The organism is Streptomyces sp. NPDC127595, from assembly GCF_042671685.1.
In the GTDB taxonomy this organism is placed as follows: Bacteria; Actinomycetota; Actinomycetes; order Streptomycetales; family Streptomycetaceae; genus Streptomyces.
Window position 1 is genome coordinate 55635 of record NZ_JBHXWK010000012.1, and the last position, 22435, is coordinate 78069.

Consider the following 22435-nt stretch of genomic DNA (forward strand, 5'->3'; position numbering starts at 1 on the left):
AAGTGACACTGGTCGTCGCTAGTGCTGTGAACGCATAGGTTTGCCGGGTTGCGTTCAGGCCGCCGTGGTGAGGGGCCGACCGCCCCAGCGGGTGCGTTTCTCGCTGCGGATGCGGGCGCGTTCCTTGCGCTCGGCGGCCAGGACATCGCGGTGGCGGGCGTTGGCGTTGCGCGGCGGAGGCAGTCGTGCGGGGCCCGGTCTCCACGGTGTGGTTGGGGTGGTTCGAGTTGGCGATGGTGAACTGCCTCAGCGGCCCAGCAGTCGGATCGGACGCTTCCCCGGCGGAGGCCCGCCGCATGGTTGACGCACTCGCGTCAGTCCCCGGGACCGTCCAGGTACCTCTGGCCCAGGTCGGGCGTCGTCCGCATCTCCCCCATCAGATAGTGGTCGGCCATTCTGAACGCCTTGTCACCGAAGAGGGCAACGGCCAGACCCACATCGTCCAATACGTACGGAGGCCGTTCGATGACGCCGGCGGGATGCAGCCCTTCCCGCGTCGGGTCCAGACGCTCATGCCGCTCCCTCGCCTGCCGGATCGCCATCTCGCCCTTGCCGGTGGTGGCCGGCAAGGTGACCACGGGACCGAACCCGGAAGCGAACCACGCGAGCAGGCCCAGGACGAGGGTGGACACCACAGGCGCCCAGCCGCTGCCGGTGAACACCATCGCCACAGCGAGGGGTACGGACAAGGCCGCAGCGGCCCACCCCCACGGGTGGCGCCGCCGGGCGGCCGCGGGCATGGCGGGATACAGATACCCCTCGTCGACCAGACACCGGGCGATCGCGTCCAGGTCCATGAAACGCAGCACATAAGGGTAGAGACCCCCTGCGTGCAGACCCGCGTCGCCGACAGCCTCCAGGATTCCGGTCTCCACCTCCGTGGGGTTCTCCGGAGCGGGCCCCTCGGCCCTCAACAGGGGCGAGGGGGAACTCGCCCAGCTGTCGGTGTTCTCCTCCGGCCGCAAAACAAGCGTTCCCCGGGCCACCAGGGAGACCGTCCCGGCCTCCACAGCCCGGTAGGAACCGCCGGTCAGCAGAGCGAGGGCAACCGGCCCCAGCCGCTCATCGGCGTCCGGTTCAGCGACGGCGTCGAGAGCGGCCTTCGCCAGTAACTGCTCCCGGACTTCACGAGCGCGGGCGTCAGCCGCCCGCAACTCCACACGCACCGCCCCGACGACCACAGCCAAGTACCCCACAAGCAGGAGCCAATCAGTCATGCGGACAAGTGTGCGGGTGCGGGACCGTCGGACGATAGTGGTTCTGCGGCATCCCTGAAGTTACGTCAGTCCGCGGAGGTGCTGGAGGCAGAAAGAACGCCTGCCTCCAGTTTGAGGGTTGCCGGGAATGCTGCTTCCGTGCCCGCCGTTCGGCCGACCGCCACGACACCAACCCGGCGAACCACTCGTACTCTCCCGCCGCTCCACTCCCGCCTGAACCGCTCGGTCAAGCGGGGCCGTGGCCCGGGACAAGGTGAAGCGCAACGTTGTCGAGCTGTGCTCGGTACCCCAGGGCAAGGCGGGGCGGCCGTCCAAGGCACTCACCTTCGCCCAAGCCGAGGCCGTACTGAAGGGGGCTGAAGGGACCTCTATGTACGCATACAACTTCGTAGCCCTGCTGACCGGTGCCCGCACCGAGGAGCTGCGAGCGCTGACCTGGGACCACGTCTTTCTGAGGGGCAGGCCGGACGCCGATCCGCCTCAGCCTCCACACCTCGCCGTGTGGCGCTCGGTCCGGCGCGGCGGGGACACCAAGACCCGGAAATCCCGACGCACACTCGCCCTGCCGGCGCGCTGCGTCGAAGCGCTCTGGAAGCAATTCGAGGACCAGGGTTGGGAACGGCTCGCCGCCGACGACAAGCGGGAGGAACACGGAATTGTCTTCTCCTCGGCCGTAGGCAAGCCGCTCGATGCGCCCAACGTCCGGCGCGCCTTCCGCCAGGCGCTCAAGGACGTCGACGGGATCAACGTCGACGAGTGGACGCCTCGGGAGCTCCGGCACAGCTTCGTGTCGCTGCTCTCCGACCGGGGCGTCCCGCTGGAGGAGATCTCCCGGCTGGTAGGCCACTCGGGCACGGCCGTGACTGAGGAGTTGTACCGGAAGCAGATCCGGCCCGTGATCCAGACCGGAGCCGTGGTCATGGACGGCATCTTCAAACGCACGCAGGAGCGGTAGTCACGCAGTTAGACACGCAGCAACGCCAAAGGGCCCTTACCGATTCGGTAAGGGCCCTCTGAACTGCTATGTAGCTGTCGGGGTGGCGGGATTTGAACCCACGACCTCTTCGTCCCGAATGAGGTTCGGTTAATGATCTTTCCTGCCTGGATTGTGTTTGCGCAGTTCAGGTAGGTGGTCCCGGTAGGTCTCGGGCGGTGTGGAGGGGGTTTGGGGAGCAGATCGGCTCCCAGATGGCTCCCAGCGGGAATCAGGCTTCGCCTATGGCAACAGCATGGACTACTTCATTGCCGGATCGCTGAAGCGCGCTGGTTGCCCGTACCGAGCTCAGGCGAGTCGGTGAGTGCGAGGCTTGCGGCCGCCCGTCCCACCAAGGGGAAGCATCGAGAATAGAGCTGGACGGACAGGAATGGGTCCTCGCCAAGCCGGATGACCCGGAGGAAGCCGTCTCTAAGCTGTCGGAGATATGAGCGAGCAAGGACAACTAGAAGCACCAGCGGAGCTGTGGACACCGCCGGAAGGGTCGTGGGCGTCGTCGGCCGCGAACCGGCGGAGCATGCTCGGCAACCGGTATCGCGATACCGCACCCGAGCTGCTCCTCCGCTCGCTTGTCCACTCCGCCGGACTGCGCTACCGGGTGGCTGCAAAGCCGCTCCCGAAGATGCGCCGCACGGCCGACATGGTCTTCCGCCCTGTGAAGGTGGCAGTCTTCATCGATGGCTGTTTCTGGCACGGCTGCCCGGAGCACTTCGTGATGCCCAAGACGAACCGGCCGTACTGGGAGGACAAGATCGGCCGGAACATCCAGCGAGACCGGGACACAGACAACCGCCTCGCGGAGGCAGGTTGGCTGGTGCTCCGCTTCTGGGAGCACCTCGAACCACAGGCGTGTGCCGTCACCGTCATTGAGGCAGTTGCCGCCCGGCGGCAGGAGGCCGAAACCTCGAAGCATGCGAGGAAGGCCTCCTGACCGCCGCGTCGCTGGCGGCAGCGGTCAGCCATGGCGGGGGCCTGGTCAGCTCCCGTCGTAGGCGACCTGCAGCCGTACGGTGCCCTTGGCCGTGTGTAGAAAGGCATCGCCCTGTCCGGCCAGAGCTTCGGCTCCGGTCTCGTCCAGAATGATGCGGCTGTCGGTCGCGGTCTTGACCCGCAGGGCGAGTTGGGCGGGGAAGTTGGAGCGGATGGTCGTCGAGATAACGTCCGCGCTCGGGCGCTGCGTGGCTGCGATGACATGGATGCCGGCAGCGCGGGCCTTCTGTGTGAGGCGCTTGAGTAGCGCTTCGATTTTCTTCTTCTCTTCGGGATCGCTGGTGAGGTCGGCGTACTCGTCCAGGACGATGACGATCCAGGGCTTTCGGTCTGCTTTGGCGACCTTGGCGTTGTACTCGACGAGCTTGCGTGTGCGGATCGCCTTCATGTCCTTGTAGCGCACGGCCATCTCTTCGACAGTTTCCTCAAGAATCTCGATGGCGTCGGCGGCGTCCATACCGATCATGCCATCAAGGTGAGGGTCGTCGTCGAAGTCGACAAGCTCGGTGCCCTTGGGATCAACGAGACGGAGTCGCAGGGTGCTCCTGTCGTACCGGACCAAGCCCTTGAGGATTGTGTCCAGGGCGACGGACTTTCCTGATCCGGTAGTGCCGGCCACCAGCAAGTGCGGTGAGTCCGCGGAGGACAGGTCGATGGTGACCGGGTTGCCCTCGATGTCGGCGCCAAGGGGGGCGATGAGGCTCTCGGGGTCGGTCGGGCACTGCTGCCACAGCGCCTTGGCGTCGACCCCGTATTTCTCGTCGTCGATCTTGGGGATCTCGAAGAGCACGGAGCCGCGGTCGCTGCGGGTACGAATGCTGAACCCGGAGGGCAGTGCCAGGGCCAGGAAGATCTCGTCGCGTCGGTTGGTCAGCTTGTCCACGGTGACCCCAGGGTTGGGGATGAACCGGAAGATGTAGAAGCCCGGGCCTTCCTGCCATTTGCCCACCTCCGGGGCGGTCACTACGACCTTGTGGCGGGCGAAGACGTCGACAACCTTGTTGTATCGAAGCCTCAGCTCCTCCTCGGAGAGGCCACCGCGATGAGCCTTCAAGGGGAGAGGATCTACCTCTGTGGCAGGGGGAGGCACAACTACCGTGCTCGGCGTGGTTGCTAGAGCAGTTGTTCTGACAACTTCAACAGGCGCCGCCGGTTCTTCCGGAGTAGGCAGTTCGGCGGCAATTCCTGCTGAGGAGGTCTCGACGCCAGTATCGGGGACGTTCCCAATGTGGTCCTCAGACACGACAAGCGGGCCGGCGTTGGTGGGGTCCTGGTTGGCGCGCAGAGCGCCGATGAGGTTGAGCAGTTCGTGCTTGTTCAGCCTCACCAGGATGTGCTTGCCGAGGCGTCCGACCGCGGGTGCTGACTGATCGTCCTCGGCTGAGACGGCCACGGCAATGCCGGTGACTTGACCGAGCTGGACCTGTTCGGAGCGCAGGGCATCAAGGACCTTCGCCTCGACCTGACGGTGATCGTCATTGCCGATCAAGGTGCGAGCTGGAAGGTCTGCCGCGTCCAGGGCGTTTCCACTGGTCTGAGCGATTGCGGCGGCAAGCTCGTCCAGCCAGAAGGGACGGTCATGGCGAGCTTCGCCGTCCGAGCGGAAAGCGTCCTTGCACAGGTCGGTGGTTCGGTTGAGCTGTTCTTCAGCCGAACCGACGTCGAAGGTCTGGCGGAACTTGGACTCGGCGACCAGGACATCCAGGCGAACCGTGCCGTCGTCCTGGACGGTCAGCACGAACCGGCCCAGATCGGCACGGGTTTTGTGTCCGCGGCCGAACCAGCGATGGTGCTCGTCGAAGCTAATCCAGGTGACGAGGCTCGTGCCCTGCCGAGGGACGGGAAACTGCTGGTCGATGACAAACCGTGTGGCAACCAGGCCGACGACTTCGTTGACTGTGGTGCCGATACCGAGGGAGCGCAGCACGGCGCCAGGAGCCACGTTGCGGCCGATCTCGTAGATCCGCTTGGCGGTGCCTTCGGAGTCCCGCGGGGTGACGACACCGATCTGCTCCAGGCGGCGTCGCAGTCGCTGGACGACGAATTGCCGACCGGTCTGCGAGCTGACAATGAGGGTGTACGACTCGTTCTTGCCGACATTCGGCTTGACGAGAATGACGTCAGGGCGGTTGCGCAGTGCATCGATCTGCTCACGGCCGATGAAGCTGTCGAGGGTGACGACCCAGTGGGCCACGCGGTGCAGATCGGCGAACAGGTCCTGATGCTGGTCGAACTGCACCTGCATCTCGAAGTAGTCGATGCCGTCGACACTCTCCCGGGAGACCGGGGAACGGCGGTCGTAGCGCACGCACAAGGTGGACCAAGACTCAAGAGCCTCGTCGGCGGTTTCGGGCAACAACGCTCTCACGACATTCTCGCTGGTCTGAGCCAGGTTGTGTGATGCTGGGTGCTTCCAGGGGTTGAAGAAGCCCGACAAGGATTCCTTCTTGGTACTTTCCTTAATACTGGTCTGGGTGCCGAACAGTGCCGGAGCCAGGACGAGGTCAATGGTGTCTTCCAGCCCTGCCAGGTCTGCTTTCTGGTTGGGCTCCCAAGCCTGCAGGATGAGTTGAACGTCGGGGAGGAAGCTGTCCTCGGACATCTCCGCGCCGGAGAACTGCAAGTCGAAACCCTGGATGATCTCGTGATGCGTGGCCTGAGGGGCCAGCACGACCAGATCAACTTTCAGACGAGGGTTCTTGGCCCGTACTTGCTTGGCCACGCGCATTGGCAGGACGGGATCGCCGTTGCGGTCCAGAAGCAGTACACGGAGGCCGTCGAGCTTGTGGGGGTAGGTCGTCAGATAGTCGCTGATGACGCGGACCATCTCATCGATCGCAGTCTCGTCGACGCTGGAGAGCCATTCCTTAGACTCGTTGCCGCCATGGCGGACCGGTGCGTACTCTTCGTGTCCGGCTGATTCCCGCATCGGAATGGCGATCGTGCCGCCCGGCCCGACGAGGACCGCTGGTGTTCCGTGTGGGGAGATGCGGTCGATAGCGTCGAAGAAGAGATCCTCGTTCTCCTGGTTGAGGCTCAGACCTCCATCTTTGTTCAGGGCGGTCTCAATGCTGCGGGCGATCTCTGTGTAGTTCCGTGCCAGCCATCGCAGCTTCAGCGGGTGGGTGGCCAGCATCATCATGCGGTGATCGGCCAGCCCGACGACGTCGGTCAGGACGACGGCCTTCAGGTCTTCGTCCGGAGCGTTGTTGGGAACCAGGGTGGTGCGAGCTTCGCGGAGGATTCCTTCCCACTCGCGTACGTAATCGTTGATGTTCCCGGCGTCGAGCCCTTCGGAGAGCCGCTCGAAGTGCTTCCGCTTGAGGCGCTCCAACCGGCCGGCGAAATGAGGTTCAGGGACAGGTACAGGCTCGTCGACCTGCCATTGCCGGGGGTCGTTGAACTTCTCGAGGAAGGTGTCGAAGGTCAGATCGCTGGTATGGCCTGGGGGGTTTCGCCAGCTGTCGATGAGGGCTGCCAGGGCTATCTGCCCGGGGATACCCAGGGGGTCCCAGCGAAAACGTCGCTGGGCGGCGCCGTCCATCTCGACCAGGATGCGCAAAGGTGCCCACTCGGTGTTCAGGTCGAACGGCTCTTGGGTTTCGTGGGCCTCCGACACGGCCGGCTTCGTCACGTCCAGCAGGCAGCCTTTCACCTCCAAAGTCAGGCGAAGCCCGGTGGAGTCCTGGATGTCATGCAGGGTGCGTGCGTACAGGAAAGCGAACAACCAGCGGCTCCACCGCCCGGCTTCCTGGTTGCCTTCAAGTCCGCGGGAGACGAAGCGCCCGCCGTCGATGCGGAACACCACATGGTCACCGAGTCGCAGCATCTCCACGCCGTCGGGGTCCAGCCCCGCGAGGACGCAAGCTCTACGCAGAATGCTCTCGGCCGCCGCGGAGTCGAACGCGGTCTGTTCGCTCATCGTCATGCCTTCTGACCCTCCCGTGCACAGGCAGAGTGAGGGTGATCCACCCCGCGTACGAGGGTAAATGCGTCCACTTTCTTTCCAGTTCGCCCGGGGCAGACAGGAAAACCCCGGAAACGACTGGTGCCCGGCCGCAAGCCATGCCAACGTACAACGCTTCGCCAGAACACCTACCCCCCCGGAACCGATGGAGGCGCCCCTGTACCCGCACCATCCCAGCGACCCTCTCCGCCCCGACTCGCAGGAGCCGTTGTACTGGGTCACCCCGCGCCACTTGGCCGGTGACGACAGTGCGCTCGCCGAGCAGATCGGGACCACCCTGACCGGCCTCGGCTGGCGCATGTGGCCCACCTCCCGCGACACCTTGTTGTACGTGAGCCCGGACGAGCTGTGCGGTGCCGAGTGGATCCTCGCGGCCTACCCGTTCGAACTGGGCGGACTGCCCGTGGCCTGGCAGCTGAGCGCCCGCCCGCATGCCGACTCTGCGATGGCGGAGTGGAATGCCTACTTCACCGTCGGCATCCCGTATGAGGCACTCGCCGACCTCCTCGTGGCGATCGACGCCCGCGAGGCACCCGACATCGGCTTCGAAGGGCCCGAGACCGTCCTGAGCGCGCTCGGTGCCCAAGGCTGGGTCCGTGACCTGGACAGCCCCCACACCACCGCCATGGACCCCGGGTTCTCCGCCACCGTCTCCCTGGGGTTGCAGCCGCCGCTTGTCCAGGATGCGGATCCGCGCACGGACTTGATGGGGTGGCAGGCGTGGGCGGAACCCGTTCTCGGGGCCCCATATTTGTGGAGTGCCAGCTTTAGCGCCGGCGTTCCCCATGATCTGGTCGCCGCGTTTGCCTCCTCTCTGGCTTCGCCGGCCTTGGTGTCCCGCCGGACCCTGCCCAGCGGCGCCGAGGGCCGGCTCATGGTTGTCCGCCGCAGCTGACGCCCCGCGCCCAGGAGCGGCTGTTGTGCTGCTCCTTGTCGAGCGCCGATTTCCCCTGAACGGACCGTTCCCCGAACTTGTCGAGTGGCAGAGAAGGAGACCCGTATGTTCCGAATATTCCGGCGACGTGCTGGCACCGACCGTGAGTTCCGTGACGTCCAGCGTGCGGGCCAAGCGCTGCTGCAGATACACACCGACATGCCCTGGCCCGATGCACCCGGCTCGGCCGCCGCTACCGCCCAGGACGCCACGGAGGCTGCGTTGGACTCCGACCTCCTTCCGCCGGAATTCAGGGCGCCGTCCCGCCAGGACGTCGCCGGGTTCATGATGCCCTGGGACCAGCCGCTCGTCATCGACGGCGAGGTACGTGAGTGTCCCGAGTGCGGCGTATACCGGCACTGGGTTGTCCTCTGTATGCGCGACGACTCGGTGTGGCTGCGGTGCCGTGCCGGCCACACGACGAGGGAGCTTGGCCTGGACGCGGCCTGGTACAACCGCCACGCCGGTCCGGCCGACCACTGGCACCCCACCCTTGAGGACGGGCTGCGCCATCTTGGCCACTGAACCCCGGAATCCACTCGGCCCCGTTCCCTGTCGGCGCTCGGAGGGCCGGCCTGGTCGACCTGTCCGCTCCCCAGATCACCAAGGGGTCGAATGCGCCTTCACACCACGACCGTCCTCAGCCTCACAGCCCTCGCCCTGACAGGCTGTTCGACCGGCAGTGCTGATTCCGTCGGTCCCCCTCCCTCGACGGCCCTCTCGGCGAGTTCAGAGGGCGAGAGGGCTTCGGTGCCCGCTCCACTGTCCTCATCCGTGCTGGTGGAGCGGCTCCTGGACGAGAGGGATCTCGGTGAGGGCTACGTCCGGCAGCCGCAGCGTGCGGAGCGCCACGATGACGTCTCCGTGATCGGCTGTCCGGCGCTGGAGGAGCTCGATGGCGAGGCTGCAGTCGGTGGCAGCCTCACTTTCGCCCAGAGGGCGAAAGTGTCCTTCACCTACGTCGGTGACGGCGGTTCCGAGGTGTCCGAGGAGCTGTACAGCGACACCGAGACCAGACTCTCGGAGGGCGTGGCCCGGATATTCGAGGCGATGACCTCCTGCTCCACGTATCGGGTCCTCGGCGGCAGTACCTCCGTCACGGTCACGGCTCGGAAGGCGCTCGCCGCTCGGTTGGGCGACGAGCGGTGGAGTCAGTTGTTGACCTTCTCCTCCGGTGGGCGCAGCAGCATCGTCAAGCAGACGGCCGTCCGCACTGGGACAGTGGTCGTGGTCGTTTCCGGCTCGCCGGGCCTTGTCGACGCGCACCTGGCGAAGGCCGTTGACAAAGTTCAGCGGACACGGTGACTCCGGGACAAGTGAAGGGGGCCGGTGACCGGGATGTTTCCCGGTCACCGGCCCCCTTCGTCATCTGGGGATGCGGCTGGTGCCGCCGTTTGTCAGAAGGCGTAAGGGGAGAACGGACGGACAGGTTCGGCCGCCGCGTTGACCAGCCGCTGGAGCTTCAACCGCTCGTTCTTGTTCATGATGTGGATGGCCTTGCCGAAGGACCGCTCGTCGAGCTGGTCCAGGAAGGGGGCGAGGAAGCGGTCCAGGACCTCGGGGGCTTCGAGCCAGGTCTGCAGGTACTCGTGGTACCGGTCTATCTGCTTCTTCGCCTCTTTGACCTCGTTGATGGTGGGCGCGAGGGCGGCGGCCTGTTCCGCCTTGGTGTAGGGGCCTCCATCGTCGTGGCGCCAGGTCTTGGTGCCGGCGTGGTATTTGAAGTACGCGCCGCACAGCTGAGCGACGACGTGCCGGCGGGGTTCGATGAGGAGGATGCGGGTGCTCCTTGTTGAGGGATGGGGCGGTTGGGCAACACATAGGGTCCGGAGAATCCCCGGTTTCGGTAACCGGGCATGTAGGGCTACGATCCGTCGCTTCGTGTCGGTTCGTGGCTGCGCGCGGTGTCGTTCCTTGTGGCCTCCGCGTCAGGGGGTCCTGCTCAGCGGGACTGTCCTGGGCGGGATGTGGGCGGCGTGTACGCGCCCGGGAGCCCGGAATCGGTCAGTGTGGGGGTCTGAGTGCGAAGGCGACGGGCTTGCGCGGTTCGTGCGTCGGGGCCGGGTGCGTGCCGGTCGCCGAGGCGTTGGATGCGCCAGACGAGGACTTCGGATGCTGACTTCGCGTCGTCCAAGGGGCGGTGCTGGGCTGCCTGCTGGAGGACGGTGGCCGGGTTGTGGCCAGCGGCTTCGGCGGCAGCGAGGGCGGCGGTGAGTGCGGGCCAGGCGTTTTCGGTGAGGATCTGTTCGGCGTGGCGAGGCAGTACCTCGTGCAGGGTTCGGGCGTACCGGCGCACCGTGTTGTCGGAGGGATTGTGCCTGGCGAGTGCGGCGAGGCTGGTGGGGGCTATCTGGTCGTAGGCGGCTTGCAGGTGCGTGAGCGTCTGACGGGCGGCGGCCACCTGCCGGTCGTGGTGGTGCAGTGCGCTGTGGCGCTGGACTGCGAGGACGACGAGGATGGCGGCGTCCAAGAACATGGCCAGCGCGGTGTGGTCTGCAGGCTGGTAGCGCATGGCCTTCAGCGCGCCCCGCAGTGCGCGGGCGTGCTGGTGGTCGGCGCGGGCGCGGGTGTGGGCGGCGTGTTCGAAGGCGACAGCCGCACGGTGGAGTTCGGCCTTGGGGCCAGCAAGGGCGTGGGCGGGTAGCGCGTAGAGGACTTCGCCGAAGACGGTCAGATGGGCCTGGACGGCGCCGTCTTCGGCGTGGGCGAGGTGGTGGGGGATGCGTTCGGCGGCAGCGGTGGCCACGTGCCACGAGTTGGGGCGGTGCTGGCGGGCTGATGAGGCTGGGGTGGGCTGTGCCTCGGTGGCGGCCAGGCGCTGTCGGATTTGGGGGAGGGACAAGTCGGTGGCGAGGCTGGAGCCGGAGAACCAGATGGGCGTGCCGTCGTCAGGCAGGGCGACCTTGTAGCCCTGAAGGTCGCCGGAGGGCAGTGTGCGGGTCTCGACCTGGAGTCCGGCATCGGCGAGCAGGTTGAAGAACTCGTCCAGATCGTTCGCGTGGGACAGCGCGGTACGCACGGTGTGCCGCAGCCGCTCACGCGCGGTCTTGTCGTGACCCAGGCGCTTGGCCTTCTCCTCCTCGGCCCGGGTGGAGCGCTTGACCGCCGAGGTGCCGGCAGCAGCTTCGGGACCATGTGTAACCCGGGTGAGGTCGAAGTCGTCCTCGACGGCTCTGAGTTCGTTCATGGCGCGGTGGTAGTCGTTCCAGTTCCGCGGTCGGCGCAGATCACCGCGCACCTTGGTGGCGACGATGTGGATGTGGTCCTCCGCGTGACGCACAGCAACCCACCGGCAGCCGTCCGGATCACCGTCGGGTGCGATGCCGGTCGCGTGCAGCACGCGCCGGGCGATGGCGGCCCACTCGGCGTCGGTGAGGATGCGGTCTTCGGGCGCGGCGCGGATCGAGCAGTGCCACACGTGCCCCTCAGATGCCTTGTCACCAGCTTGCTTGACCCGAAGATCCAGGGCCCGGGTGAGCTGGCCGAGCCGTTGCTTGTGGCCAGGGCTGTCCCAGGGACCAGGGTCGGGGACGAAGTCGTCCCAGGAGGCGACGATGTGCTGGTCGGTGTGTTCGTTGGCGTCGCCTTTGTCGAATAGGTAGGCCAGCACGCCGTAGGTGCGGTTGCCCGGCTTGACGATGTTCGCGATCACCTCACACCGCCCACTTCTGCCCGGCTGCCCGGAAGGCGGCGTCATCGATCGCCCGGACCGTGTCGTGGGCGGTGGTGAGTAGACGGTCCGCCCGGTGGAGGATCGCGGCGTCCACAGGGTGTGGATCGCCGTCCGCATTGAGGCGGTGGGCGATCTGGTTGACGTTGTTGCCGATCCGGGCGATCTGCGCCCTCATAGCGGCGAGCTCGTCGACCGCATCGTCGTAGATCGTGCGCTCGGCAGCGACGGTGATCTCACCGCGAACGCGGGCCATGGTGGCGTCGGCAATGTAGCGGGCCATGGTCACGTGAGAGGTCTTCGCCGAAGACTGGATGTCGTGCTTCTCGTGCGGTGCGAAGCGCGCGGTGACGTGCTCGGAGCGCTGCGCATCGAGGTTCGCGCGGCGGTACGGCGCACGCTGTGTGGCCCCAACGGAGGGATCGCGCGGCTGTTTGCCGGTGCCCACCCGTTCCTGCTCCGGCACGCCCTCGTGCCGGAGCTGCTCCTCCGCCACCCCCGGGGCGGAGGAGTCCGCGATGGACCGGCCTGTGGACGGTCCATCGCCATTGCTTGCTGCGCTGTCGAGGCCGGTGATCATCCCCTCCTGGGGGGTGGGGAGTTCGTTGTGCGAGTCGTGCATTGAGTGGTTTTCCTTGGGTGTTGGGGGTGGTCTCAGCGTGGGTGGCCGACGGGCGCCGTCGGCAGCTCGGCCTTGACGGTGCGGACCACCTCGCCGGCGGTGTCGCTGGCCACGCTGTAGCCGTCCTTGCGCACGGCTTCCTCCAGCAGGTCACGGGAGAGACGTCCGTGCTCGCGGTGGAGGTCACGGGCGTACTCGTTGAGGAGGTCCCGTGTCGCGCGTGGTTTGGGGCCCGGGCGCTTCGACTCCACCCGCGAGGCCGTCCATTGGTCGTGGCTCGGCGGCTCCTCGCCCGGCTTTCGTTCCGGGCCGACGGTGGTGCGGGCGGGCTGTTGCGGGCGGTTTTCGGGCTGGGGACGGGCTGCCCCGTCGGCGGCATCATCGCCCGCGACCTTGGAGGGCGGGCGGCCCGAAGTTTCTGCCCGCTCTCTTGCCGTGGCCCGCGGGTGGGCCGTCGCGGAGCCGCCCCTCGTACGCGTGGCGGGTTCGGGCCACCGCGCGGGCAATGGCTTGGAGGCCAGGGCAGTGACCTGTTGGCGGGTGGCGAGCTTGCGCAGCAGCAGTTCGTCCTGGCGTTCGTCGCGGTCGACATCGGCCTGCTCCAGAGCCTGGTGCAGGCGGCGGGTGAGGCGCCGGCCTCGCCACTTCGTGCGCTTGTCGGGCGGCATGATCTCTGCCCGGAGGATCAGGGTGACGGCCCGGTCGAGGGCGCGGTCGCGGATGATCCGGGCGGCATCCGCGTCCCGGTCGGCAATCCCCAGACGAGCTAGTAGCCGTTCGCGTGCCTGTCGGGTGAGGACGGCGGTCAGGCTGCGGGAGTCGGCGTGCGGGCTGCGGTGGCGCAGTTCGATGCCCATGGCCAGGTGCCAGAGCACAGCCGCTAGAACCGGGCCGACGACGGCACGCACGGTTCCGCCGACCAGGCCGGACTCGGCGTAGGCAGGCACGATCTGCACGCCGGTGATTACCCAGGTGAGGGTGCCGGGCGCGCCGGGCGCCTGCTTCGGGCCGTTGAGGTTCTGCCGGGCCATGAGTGCGCTGGCGAACAAGGCGAGTTCAGCGGCGGCGAACATCGCGGCGCGCTCGATGGTGCTGCCCATGTCGAGGTAGTCGGCGGCGAAGCGCCAGCTGGTGTCCGCGCTGTAGGCGGTGCAGCCGATCGCGGCGATGGCGGCGACCGGGATCGCCGCGGTGCTAAGACGCTTTCCAGTGCTCGGCTTCCGTAGGCACCGCTGCAGGGACCATGCGGCGGACAGCGCGACGACGAGCAGGGCCGCGATAGCCGCAGGCGCAGGGAGCCAGTGCGGCAAGGCGGGCATGCCGATGCCGTTGGCGTTGATGAGTGTGGTGGTGCCAGGTGTCATGCAGAGGCTCTCCAAGGGGTCCGCGCGTTCGAGGGCATGCGGAAGCGCGGACGGGCGGGGCGGTGAGGGCGCGCGTGTCGTTCAGGCGGCGGGCGCGGTGCGGCGTCGGTCGGGGCCGGTGAGGATGACGCGTTCGGTCATTTCGGCGAGGCGGGAGGCGACGCGGTCGCCGAGTGCGGTGCGGAGCTCGGCGGTGGGGAGGTTGGTGGTGATGAGGGTGGGGAGCATGTGCTCGTACCGGTGGTTGATGAGCCGGTAGGTCAGCTCCTCGGTCCATTCGCTGGTCTTGGCCGCGCCGAGGTCGTCCAGGAGCAGCAGCGGGCAGCGGGCCAGCGTCTGCAGTTCCCGTTCGCCGTCGTGGCCGGCGCGGGGGCGGAGCCGGGCGTGGAGGTCGGCGGAGGTGGTGGCCTCCCAGCGCAGGCGGACACCTCGGGTGAGGAGGGCGCGTACCGCGCCGTATGCCTGGTGGGTCTTGCCGGTGCCGGTAGGGCCGGCGATCAGCAGTGACGGGCCCTCGGCGATGCCCGGTCCGGTCGGGCCGGGGCGTCCGGCGCGGGCGATCTGGTCGGCCCAGGTGGTGATCTGGGGGTGGTCGGCCAGGGCGCGGCGGTAGCGGGCGGGGATGCGGGCGTCGGCGAGTTCCAGGGCGGTGACGGTCTCGGGCGCCGGCTCGTGGGCGGCAGCGGTGGTGGGGTCGATGCCGCGGTTGGCGAGGATCGTGTTGAGCCGGTCGGTGATCGCGCCGACGGGCTGGGGAGCGCGGGTGAGGGTGGCGGTCAGAGCTCATCTCCGTAGGCGGCGACGACGTCGGTGGGGTTCGTCCACGCCCGGTGGGCGGCGGGCGGGGCGGAGGAGGCGGCGTTCATGACCTCGTGGACCAGGCTCGGCAGGACGCCCGGGGACAGGCCCTTGACCCGATGGCGTTCGAGCGCGGCCCGGAGGTGGGCGGGGGCGATGCCCTCGTCGAGCAGCGTGCGCACCTGTTTGCCGAGATGGTTCAGGAAGGCGTCCGGCGGGCGGTGGTTGCACGCGGCGATGTACTCGGCAAGGAGCTGCTTGGCCGAGACGGTGTCGGGCGCGTGGGCGCTTGCGCCCCCCGAAGGGATATCTCCTAGATCCATGGTCCTAGGTCCTAGATCCGGACGGTGAGACGTCACTGCCGCCTCACCGAGCGCTCCCTGATCCTTCACGGAGGACTCCGTGAAGCGCTTCTGACCTGTGGCTTCGCTATAGCGCCCCGGATTCAGCGCGGACTCACGTCCCTCGCCGGAGCCCTCAGGGAGGACTGCATGAGGCGGCAGTGAGGACTCCACGACACCGTCGCTCACGGCAGGTGCGGCAGCGCCAGAGGCGTCATGAATCGGGCAGGCGGGGAGGCGGCTTTTGCTGGGCCGGTTGATCTTCTGATGCTGGTGCCAGGTCACGACGTGGAGGTATCGCTTGTGATCCGGGCCCTTGTAGCGGCAGATCAGTCCGGTGTCGGCGAGCTGGGCGAGGTCCGTCTCGACGTCGGAGGAGGTGTGTTCCGGGCGTAGGACCCACAACTGTCCGGCGATGATCGCGGCGTGGTCGCGGTGGCGGCCTTGGTCGTCGGCCTGGGTGAGCAGGCCGAGGAAGGTGCGCTCGGCGGTCAGGGAGACGGCGGCCAGGGACTCGGAGACGAAGGCTTCGGGCTTGATGGTGCGGATTCGTGCCAAGTGCGGGGCGGTCCTCACTCGGTGGCCTGTGCGTGGACGGCACGGCTCACCGTCGGTCGGGGTGGGATTCGAGGGGGTGTTGGCGCGGACGCGCGCGGAGAAGCGATTGCGTTTCCGGGGGTGTCGTCAACATAGCCACACCCCCGTTGCGCAAGTCCAGCCCTATCCGGCGCAATCTCTCACGGCAGAAAGCTGCGGGAAATGGGGCTGGGTGGCGGGCGGGAGGAAAACCGTAAGGCACGATCGGCGGTTGACCAAATAGTTGCCCGGACTGCCGAGCCAGAAGCATCACATCAGCAAGCCGTTGACGAGCCGCAGACGGGGAAGCTACAACACAACACCGCACGTCAACGCCATGATCGATGTGCTGTTCCGTGTCCCTTCCCGACCCCAGGGAACCGCATCTCGGCGAACGACGCGAGCGCAACATAGACCACGATCGCCGGTTACCCAAACCGGCGAATGCACCTTTCAATTGGAGCCATGCCCCCACGCTCACTGGAAGTCGGACCCGCTGGAATACGGGCGGCGCGCACCATCGAAATCCTCCGAACCGAACGCGGCCTGTCACAACGCCAGTTGGCTGGCCGCGTGACCGCCCTCGGCCACCCGATGTCCAACACCATGCTGTCCCGCATCGAACGCGCCCAACGCCGATGTGATGCCGACGACCTCGTCGCGATCGCCGAAGCCCTCCTCGTCTCGCCTCTCGTCCTGCTGCAGAGGCCGACCGCCACGTGACGAGGCCAGCCCAGCGCCGCTGACAGAGCACGCTCCACTCAGTAAGGACCCGCCCTTCTTGCACTACTCCGACATACCCCCTGCCCTCGTACGACGCCTGCCCGTCACCGAGGGCGGTGCCCCCTTGCCCCGTCTCTACCGTCCCGATGAAATCGCCGAAGCCCTCGGCTGTTCCGCCTGGTGGGTCAAGGACCGGGCCCGACGCGGACTCATCCCGCACACCCGCGTTGGCCGCGCCTACCGCTTCACCGCCGCGCACCTCGCCGAGATCGTGCGCCTCCACGAAGAACGCCCGAGGCGATCCGCCAGCCCCGCGGCGGTCAGTCCGGCAGCAACAAGACCTCCCGCTGCACGAACGCGTGCCGCCCAGCCTCCTGGGCCGACTACGGCTCCGACGTCAGGGCGTCTGCGGGCCCGACCGCCGCGCCGTACCCAGTACGAGACCGTCGCGTAGCACGCCCGCGCCCAGTCACAAGCCGAGAACAGGGGAGGAAGACGGAAGTTGGGTTTCGCGGAGAAGCGCGGAAACTACTGGCGCGGCCGGTACAAGACCGCGCCCGGCAAGCACCTCACGGTGGTCGACGACACCGGCAAGGCGATCCGGTTCGCCACCAAGGGGGAGGCCCAGCGCGCCGCGAGCGAGGCCGAGAACAAGTACCGGCGCGGTGACTGGCGCGACCCGGCACTCGGCCAGGAGACCTTTGGCGAGTACGCGAACCGCTGGTACGAGGCCCAGGACCTGGCCGCCTCGACCATGCAGAACTACAAGCGCCACATCGAGGAGCACCTGCTCCCTGACTTCGAGGACAAGGCGCTCGCCGGCATCCTGCGCACGGACGTCGACCTGTGGGAGAAGAAGGAGAAGGCCGTCTACGCGGCCTCCAGCGTCAAGACCTGGCGCTCGACGCTCCACCTGATCTTCGAGGACGCGATCGACGAGGGTCTGATCACGTCCAACCCAGCTGCCAGGCGACGCGGACGCGGCAAGCGCGCCGGCCGCTCCCGCGACCGCGGCCCGGAGAAGGTCGTCACCGACCCGCTCGGAATCCTGCTGACCGCCGAGCGCGCCGCCCTGCTCTCCGGCCGTGACGACGAGTTCGTAGCCGTCGTCCTCAAGGGGTACACCGGCATGCGCTGGGGCGAAATCGTCGGCCTGGAGACGGAGTTCGCTCGTCCCGGAGCCGTTCGCGTCGAATGGCAGCTGTACGAACTCGACACCGGCGAGCTGGTGCGCTGCCCACCCAAGGACGACAGCTACCGCACCATCGACGCGATGTGCTGGCTGTTGGCCCTGGTCTCCAACCACGTCGCCCGCACGAAGCCGAAACCCTGCCCGTGTCACGGCAAGACCTACGTCTTCCGGGGCCAGGGCACTGCCCGCACCGGCGGCCACCAGGGCGCGAAGCTCGTCGACGTCGCACGCCGTGCCGAAGTCTCCACGGGCACGGTGTCCAACGTGCTCAACCACCCCGACCGGGTGACGGCAGCCAAGCGGGCGAAGGTGGAACAGGCCATCGCGGACCTGGGGTTCGTGCGCGGCGGAGCGGTGTCGGAGCACGCTGCACACTGGCGTCGAAACGGTTTTGCGACGTGGCTGTTCACCCCGGCGGTCTCCGGCTGGTACCCGAAGAAGGCCCCACAGGAGCCCCGCCCCGTACCGCTGCTCGGCGAACCGTGGCCCGGCGTCCCGGCCCGAGGGCGCGGCGCTGGCGACCGGGCGGATGCCTGCTGGCTCCCGATCGCCAAGGGCCTCACACCTCACGGTCTCCGGCACACCCACCGGACCGTGATGGAGGACCTGGGCACCGAGAAGGTCCTCATGGACGAACGCATGGGCCATATCGACGGCTCCGTCTCAGCGCGCTACGCCCACGTCACCCCGGGCATGCGCAAGCGCCTCATGCTCGGACTGACTGAGCAGTGGGAGATGGCGCTCGACGCTCGGCTGACAATGTGTCCCGCGTCACCCGTGCGCGTCCTCGACGATCTCCTGCGCGCACGCATGGTCGCCCACAGCATCTAAACGGTGCCCCGCAACAGTGTTGCGGGGCACTGCGGTAATCGCAGAGTCTGTGCAGCCTGGTGAACGTGCACGACCAGTCCACTACACATCTGCTCCGCCGTGCGAGGGCTCGGCTACTTGTGTGTGGCCAGCACATGGACTACGGCGTTCCGTTCCAGCAGTTTCGGAGAGGTCGCCAAGACAGGGGCCTGTTGGTGGGCTTGGTGTCGGGGAACGAGAACGCTGTTCCCCACGGGAACTCACCGTGCGTTCCTTCGAAGAACAGCCCAGGCGCTCTCCTCGGCGCTAGTCGGCTCCCCGATACCTTTCCGTCACTAGCTGGTGGGTACCTCGCCAAGGATGTCGGCAAGGGTTAGCGCCCCGTCTACCCACTTCGCGAGGTCGTCCCTGCCGACGGCTCGAATCTCGTGCTTGTCTGCGAAGGCCAGCGCTGACCTCGTGAAACCTCCATTAGTCACTACGAGCGCCACTCTTGCCCCGTGTTCAGGGGCGGCTGTGCCATTCACCTCGTACATGGTCGCAGCGCCGACGTTCCGACCTGTTCGGGTGTGTTTGCACTGGACCGCGATGTAGACCCCATCCCGGTTGGTGGCGAGGATGTCAGCCGCCATGTCGTTGGCCCGACCACCCCGTCGAGTGATCGAGCACTCTGATCGCTCGAGGAGTCCAGACACGAACTGCTCGAACTGGCTTGGCGCGAGGCGGTCGATCCTCGCCAGGCTGATACTTAGCGAGTCGAACGTGGGAAAGAGGAATCCGTCGTCGGGTAACAGGTCCACCTGACTCGCGCCGGGCTGGGCCTTCAGACGAGCCAATTCGTCGAGGCCAGGGACGAGGAAGAAGTGTGCGCGGTGCACGTACACTGGCGCGGAACTGCCTGTGCGGAGTCGGTAGTAAGGCGCCTGATTCGGCTTGCGAATCCGCCTGCACTCGTGGACGAGCATCGGTACTCCGCCTGGCCCCATGATGTGGTCGCCCGGCTTGAGCGCGGCGAGAGTGACCGGGGTGGGATTGACCCCCGCGACGCACGTCGTGCTTTCGGTCGGAGTGTGCCAGGCGAGCGGCCAGCCATTCTCCGCACCGATTGTGAAGAACCTGTGTCGACCAGGTATCAGAGGGGCACCGCACAGTACGCACGTGGTGCAGAAGCGCTCGTGCTCTTCTGGCCCCGGCCGGCTCTCCCGACCAGTCCGAGAACCTCCCGACAGGAATGTGGCAGGGATGCCAGGCACGAATCCTCCCCAGGTTGGTGACTGACCCAGCATGCACGACGGGTCTGACAACCCAACGGCTTCTCACTCTGTGGCTCGCTTGAGGCCGGGCCCAGCAACGAAATGGGAATTTCGCCCTGCCCCTTCACCGCGTAGGAGCAGTCCATCTCGCTCCAATCGCTCCAGTTGGCCCCGGGCGCCGGTGGTAGTAAGCCCTGTGAGCGTGGCGTGATCGCCCGAAGTGTAGCGATCATGGTCGGAGAGCCATTCGCGAGCCACGGCTTCGGCACCCGTGATGTCTGGCTTTAGGTAGGGAAGCACGCCACGGCGTCTGAGCTCGTCCCGATCTGCAACGGTCTCTACGGCTGATACAGCAGCCTTCGAAAGGGCCCAAACGTCCTTGTAGTGGGTCAGTAGAGGTGCGTCACCTACCAGGCATTCCGCTGCTGTTTCGAGAGCCTCTGCAGCTTCATCAGCGCTCCGTTGAAGGATGCCTGTGAGCCGCTCGGCTGTAACGAAGGGCTCTCGGAGAAGCGTGTACACGATCAGTGCCACGCGGACGTCGCGTTGGCGAATCGTTGGTTGGATCCGGGTAACGAGGTTCATCACCGGTAGAACCGGACGCCCACCGGTTAGTCGTGCACGTACTCGGGGACCTTCTTCCTCTACCAGGACCGGGGGGCGATGCCCGAGGGAGACCATGTCTCGGTACATGCGGTCGACGCCCAAGCCCTGTTTCTCGACCAGGTGAAGTGCCCTGAAGAGGTCTGCCAGAGCGGGATATCGGGCGTAGCGCTGGGTAAGGACGTTGCTTGCGTTCATCCCGCCAACGAAGCCGCCAGGGCTCACGACCTGTACGGCTGAGTCCGCGTCAATCCATGTGATGACTACCGGGTCGGGTTGCATCCAGTCGCGGTGTACCACTCCGTTCAGGACTGCCTCACGTACGGCGCCCTCAGGAAGGCGGCGAACGGAGGTGACTGCGAAGCCGGGGCGACCTTCCAAGCGCAGGGAGGTATTCAGCGCGTCAAGCCGGTCCTCCACTGCCGCGACCTGTTCCAGCAGGCTAAGACCTGATAGGTCAGGCGGAGGCGAGATCACGTCGCCACCTTCTACATCGATTACGGATAGTGAGAGGTACGTTCTGTCGGCAGGGCAGAATGTGAGAGCCCCTGCTTGGGTCAGCTTGCCGTCGGGGCGCAAAACGCCCAGGGAGCTCAGCAGGTCCCGCACGGATCCTTGGCGTGATTGCCTCGAGAGTGATCCGGACGAGTCAAGGTAGCGATGGGCAGCAGCGACGGCGCCGGGAGACACCTCAAGATATGAGTGGTCAGTAACCGATGCCATCGGGTCGTGACCAGTGGTGTTCTGTCGGTGAAGCCACCACTCTGCGCGGTCGACGGGCTCGCAATGGCCGCCCGCTCGCCATCGGATGCGGCCCTTCAGGTCTTCGACGGGCTCCCTCGCCTCGGCTACGTAGACCACCAGAAGGCGCATTCCGTCAATCGTGATGGCCTCCACAGCTGGGGCAATGCCTACCCGCTCGTAGATCCTGTGCCGAAGCCAGTCTTCTTCGAGTGCGGCGCCTAGAAAACGGCCGGTGGAATCTTCGACACCAACGATCAAAGCTCCGCCGCCTGGCGTATTGGCGAGGCAAGCAACTTCGCTGGCTAGCTGGTCGGCGGCAGCAAGGTTGCGTGGGGTGCCGGGCAGCAGCACGCCTCCTGTCCCGCGGCGGCCGGCCTCCTCCTTGCAGTCGACGTGCTGACGCTCAGCTTCGTCAGGCAGCACCCCGGCGCGCAGTTTCTGTAGTACGCCATCAACCTGTGCGCGCAGTCGGGCACGCGCTGTAACCAAGTCTGACTCGGGACTGAAGGGCAACATCGGTGTGCCTCGTGACCTCTCGTTGCACTTTAGTGGGTGCCTAAAGTAAAGCATCTAGGAGTCAGTGCGGTGCTTGTTGCTTTTTAAGTGATGCAGTCGAGCAGTGCGCAGTTGGCTGGCTGGTTGCCTTCGGCGCTTGCCGGGCACCCAAGCTGGCATCTGTGGTGTGCGTCAGCCCTGCGATCATCCCGGCCCTGCGGGAGCCGATTGACGGAGTCAAGCACCCAGCGCTCGTGAGGAGTGCAGGTACATGGGCGCTCGTCAGTGACGGCCGGGCGGCCCAGCCGGGGGCGTGGCGCCAGCGACTGGACCGATGCCTGCTCGCTCCCGATCGCCACGGGCCTCGCACCTCATGGCCTGCGTCACACCCACTGGTCCGAGACGGGTGCGGGTGCTCGACGAAGTCCCTGTTCCAGTCGGCACAAAAACTCAGCAAGGTCAGGCCACTGCGGCTTGGTGCAGGTGCGACATGAGAGGCAATCCCCATCGCATCATTCGGTGGGGCACGACCCAGCTGATGGCACTCTTGTCTTACTCGCCCATTGCTGGCGCTCGCCTGACGATGTCGGACAGCGGTCCGCGATAGGTGGTGCCGAGCTTGCTCACCACACCCAGGGTGGGGCCGGGGCCGTTCTTCATGCGGCTCACGTAGTTTTCGGGCAGCAGCACCCGGTCGCCGACCTCGAGTGGTGTGCTGCCGCGCCAGCGGTAGGCGTATCCACCGACGTCCACAACCTGATGGCCGTCGATCTCGTACACACGCTTCGCACCGTCCAGCTGTTCCTCGAGCTCTTTGACGCGCTGTTCCAGCCGTTCGATCCGAGATCTGGAGAAGCTTGCGCTGCTCTCGCTGCCGGACTTGTAGCCTTCGCTCCACCCGCGTCGGTGAGCCTCGGCCACGGCTTTGTCCTGTTCCGTGGCATGCGTGCCGCACGCCACGTCCGAGCCCGATATCCGGACCTTGCATGGGTTCCCGGAGCGGGTCGGGCGCCCGCAGGTGCGGTTGTGCTGGTCAGTCATTTGAGATCCCCCCGGGAGACGCTGACCGTGATCTTCTCTCAGGTTTCTGCCGAGGGGACGGTGGAAACCAGACATACCTCAGATCCGTTGATTGGCGCGTG

General features: G+C 66.7%; 18 protein-coding genes and 2 pseudogenes. 9 read left to right on the forward strand and 11 right to left on the reverse strand.

Translation table 11 applies throughout. From position 1 onward, the window contains the following. Nucleotides 1-54: 54 nt before the first annotated feature. Nucleotides 55-256, reverse strand: a pseudogene (locus tag ACFVKT_RS31775) (IS630 family transposase); the annotation flags it as partial. Between the two features lie 58 nt (nt 257-314). Further along, the gene (locus ACFVKT_RS31780; protein WP_385737972.1) at nt 315-1217 is read right to left on the reverse strand and encodes a TIGR04222 domain-containing membrane protein; all 903 of its coding nucleotides are present in this window, start codon (nt 1215-1217) and stop codon (nt 315-317) included. Between the two features lie 180 nt (nt 1218-1397). Between ACFVKT_RS31780 and ACFVKT_RS31785 the strand changes: the two are divergent. Both ACFVKT_RS31785 and ACFVKT_RS31790 read left to right on the forward strand, forming a co-directional pair. Continuing rightward, a pseudogene (locus ACFVKT_RS31785) lies at nt 1398-2172 on the forward strand (site-specific integrase); the annotation flags it as partial. Nucleotides 2173-2638: 466 nt separating this feature from the next. Further along, nucleotides 2639-3142, forward strand: a complete 504-nt coding sequence (locus tag ACFVKT_RS31790; protein WP_385737974.1) for a very short patch repair endonuclease — start codon at nt 2639-2641, stop codon at nt 3140-3142. A gap of 45 nt (nt 3143-3187) precedes the next feature. On the opposite strand, the gene ACFVKT_RS31795 is transcribed toward ACFVKT_RS31790, so the two are convergent. Further along, nucleotides 3188-7123: an FtsK/SpoIIIE domain-containing protein gene (locus ACFVKT_RS31795; RefSeq protein ID WP_385737976.1), complete on the reverse strand. Its 3936-nt coding sequence runs from the start codon at nt 7121-7123 to the stop codon at nt 3188-3190. A gap of 190 nt (nt 7124-7313) precedes the next feature. Between ACFVKT_RS31795 and ACFVKT_RS31800 the strand changes: the two genes are divergently transcribed. From ACFVKT_RS31800 to ACFVKT_RS31815, 4 genes are all read left to right on the forward strand, one after another. Continuing rightward, complete coding sequence (locus tag ACFVKT_RS31800; RefSeq protein WP_385737978.1) at nt 7314-8063, forward strand: DUF317 domain-containing protein; 750 nt, start codon at nt 7314-7316, stop codon at nt 8061-8063. A 105-nt stretch (nt 8064-8168) separates the two neighbouring features. Next, a complete protein-coding gene (locus tag ACFVKT_RS31805; RefSeq protein ID WP_385737980.1) occupies nt 8169-8627 on the forward strand; it encodes a hypothetical protein in 459 nt (152 codons plus the stop codon). Between the two features lie 225 nt (nt 8628-8852). Next, nucleotides 8853-9407 (forward strand): hypothetical protein, encoded by a 555-nt coding sequence (locus ACFVKT_RS31810; RefSeq protein WP_385737982.1) that lies wholly within the window; start codon nt 8853-8855, stop codon nt 9405-9407. A gap of 89 nt (nt 9408-9496) precedes the next feature. Further along, nucleotides 9497-9898, forward strand: a complete 402-nt coding sequence (locus ACFVKT_RS31815; RefSeq protein ID WP_385737983.1) for a hypothetical protein — start codon at nt 9497-9499, stop codon at nt 9896-9898. A 146-nt stretch (nt 9899-10044) separates the two neighbouring features. Here the strand turns inward: ACFVKT_RS31815 and ACFVKT_RS31820 are convergent, their stop codons facing one another. The 5 genes from ACFVKT_RS31820 to ACFVKT_RS31840 form a co-directional block, all read right to left on the reverse strand. Then, nucleotides 10045-11754, reverse strand: coding sequence for a relaxase/mobilization nuclease domain-containing protein (locus tag ACFVKT_RS31820; RefSeq protein ID WP_385737985.1), 1710 nt, complete (start codon nt 11752-11754; stop codon nt 10045-10047). 1 nt (nt 11755) lies between these two features. Further along, nucleotides 11756-12394 (reverse strand): MobC family plasmid mobilization relaxosome protein, encoded by a 639-nt coding sequence (locus ACFVKT_RS31825; RefSeq protein WP_385737987.1) that lies wholly within the window; start codon nt 12392-12394, stop codon nt 11756-11758. A 32-nt stretch (nt 12395-12426) separates the two neighbouring features. Continuing rightward, entirely contained in the window at nt 12427-13758 is a 1332-nt protein-coding gene (locus ACFVKT_RS31830) for a hypothetical protein (RefSeq protein WP_385737989.1), read from the reverse strand. 81 nt (nt 13759-13839) lie between these two features. After that, nucleotides 13840-14538: an ATP-binding protein gene (locus ACFVKT_RS31835; protein WP_385738284.1), complete on the reverse strand. Its 699-nt coding sequence runs from the start codon at nt 14536-14538 to the stop codon at nt 13840-13842. After that, nucleotides 14535-15455, reverse strand: coding sequence for a hypothetical protein (locus ACFVKT_RS31840; RefSeq protein WP_385737991.1), 921 nt, complete (start codon nt 15453-15455; stop codon nt 14535-14537). Before ACFVKT_RS31840 ends, ACFVKT_RS31835 begins: the two co-directional genes overlap by 4 nt. 483 nt (nt 15456-15938) lie before the next feature. On the opposite strand from ACFVKT_RS31840, the gene ACFVKT_RS31845 reads away from it, so the two are divergent. From ACFVKT_RS31845 to ACFVKT_RS31855, 3 genes are all read left to right on the forward strand, one after another. After that, nucleotides 15939-16196 carry a helix-turn-helix domain-containing protein gene (locus tag ACFVKT_RS31845; RefSeq protein ID WP_382874177.1) on the forward strand — a complete coding sequence of 86 codons (258 nt, stop codon included), beginning with the start codon at nt 15939-15941 and terminating at the stop codon, nt 16194-16196. Nucleotides 16197-16293: 97 nt separating this feature from the next. Further along, nucleotides 16294-16650, forward strand: a complete 357-nt coding sequence (locus ACFVKT_RS31850) for a helix-turn-helix domain-containing protein (RefSeq protein WP_385738286.1) — start codon at nt 16294-16296, stop codon at nt 16648-16650. Nucleotides 16651-16698: 48 nt separating this feature from the next. Next, nucleotides 16699-18219, forward strand: a complete 1521-nt coding sequence (locus ACFVKT_RS31855; RefSeq protein WP_385737993.1) for a LacI family DNA-binding transcriptional regulator — start codon at nt 16699-16701, stop codon at nt 18217-18219. A gap of 314 nt (nt 18220-18533) precedes the next feature. Here ACFVKT_RS31855 and ACFVKT_RS31860 read toward each other — a convergent pair whose 3' ends face one another. From ACFVKT_RS31860 to ACFVKT_RS31870, 3 genes are all read right to left on the reverse strand, one after another. Continuing rightward, nucleotides 18534-19163 carry a restriction endonuclease gene (locus tag ACFVKT_RS31860; protein ID WP_385737995.1) on the reverse strand — a complete coding sequence of 210 codons (630 nt, stop codon included), beginning with the start codon at nt 19161-19163 and terminating at the stop codon, nt 18534-18536. 351 nt (nt 19164-19514) lie between these two features. Next, nucleotides 19515-21368 (reverse strand): DUF5635 domain-containing protein, encoded by a 1854-nt coding sequence (locus ACFVKT_RS31865; RefSeq protein WP_385737997.1) that lies wholly within the window; start codon nt 21366-21368, stop codon nt 19515-19517. 477 nt (nt 21369-21845) lie between these two features. Next, nucleotides 21846-22334, reverse strand: coding sequence for a hypothetical protein (locus ACFVKT_RS31870; protein WP_385737999.1), 489 nt, complete (start codon nt 22332-22334; stop codon nt 21846-21848). Between the last annotated feature and the right edge of the window lie 101 nt (nt 22335-22435).

What these genes read in the sequence shown, in the direction of transcription:
- ACFVKT_RS31860 (WP_385737995.1), bottom strand. Translation starts at nt 19,163, where the DNA reads ATGCTCGTCCACGAGTGCAGGCGGATTCGCAAGCCGAATCAGGCGCCT.
- ACFVKT_RS31795 (WP_385737976.1), bottom strand. Translation starts at nt 7,123, where the DNA reads ATGAGCGAACAGACCGCGTTCGACTCCGCGGCGGCCGAGAGCATTCTG.
- ACFVKT_RS31825 (WP_385737987.1), bottom strand. Translation starts at nt 12,394, where the DNA reads ATGCACGACTCGCACAACGAACTCCCCACCCCCCAGGAGGGGATGATC.
- ACFVKT_RS31780 (WP_385737972.1), bottom strand. Translation starts at nt 1,217, where the DNA reads ATGACTGATTGGCTCCTGCTTGTGGGGTACTTGGCTGTGGTCGTCGGG.
- ACFVKT_RS31870 (WP_385737999.1), bottom strand. Translation starts at nt 22,334, where the DNA reads ATGACTGACCAGCACAACCGCACCTGCGGGCGCCCGACCCGCTCCGGG.
- ACFVKT_RS31800 (WP_385737978.1), top strand. Translation starts at nt 7,314, where the DNA reads ATGGAGGCGCCCCTGTACCCGCACCATCCCAGCGACCCTCTCCGCCCC.
- ACFVKT_RS31830 (WP_385737989.1), bottom strand. Translation starts at nt 13,758, where the DNA reads ATGACACCTGGCACCACCACACTCATCAACGCCAACGGCATCGGCATG.
- ACFVKT_RS31805 (WP_385737980.1), top strand. Translation starts at nt 8,169, where the DNA reads ATGTTCCGAATATTCCGGCGACGTGCTGGCACCGACCGTGAGTTCCGT.
- ACFVKT_RS31845 (WP_382874177.1), top strand. Translation starts at nt 15,939, where the DNA reads ATGCCCCCACGCTCACTGGAAGTCGGACCCGCTGGAATACGGGCGGCG.
- ACFVKT_RS31790 (WP_385737974.1), top strand. Translation starts at nt 2,639, where the DNA reads ATGAGCGAGCAAGGACAACTAGAAGCACCAGCGGAGCTGTGGACACCG.
- ACFVKT_RS31865 (WP_385737997.1), bottom strand. Translation starts at nt 21,368, where the DNA reads ATGCTTTACTTTAGGCACCCACTAAAGTGCAACGAGAGGTCACGAGGC.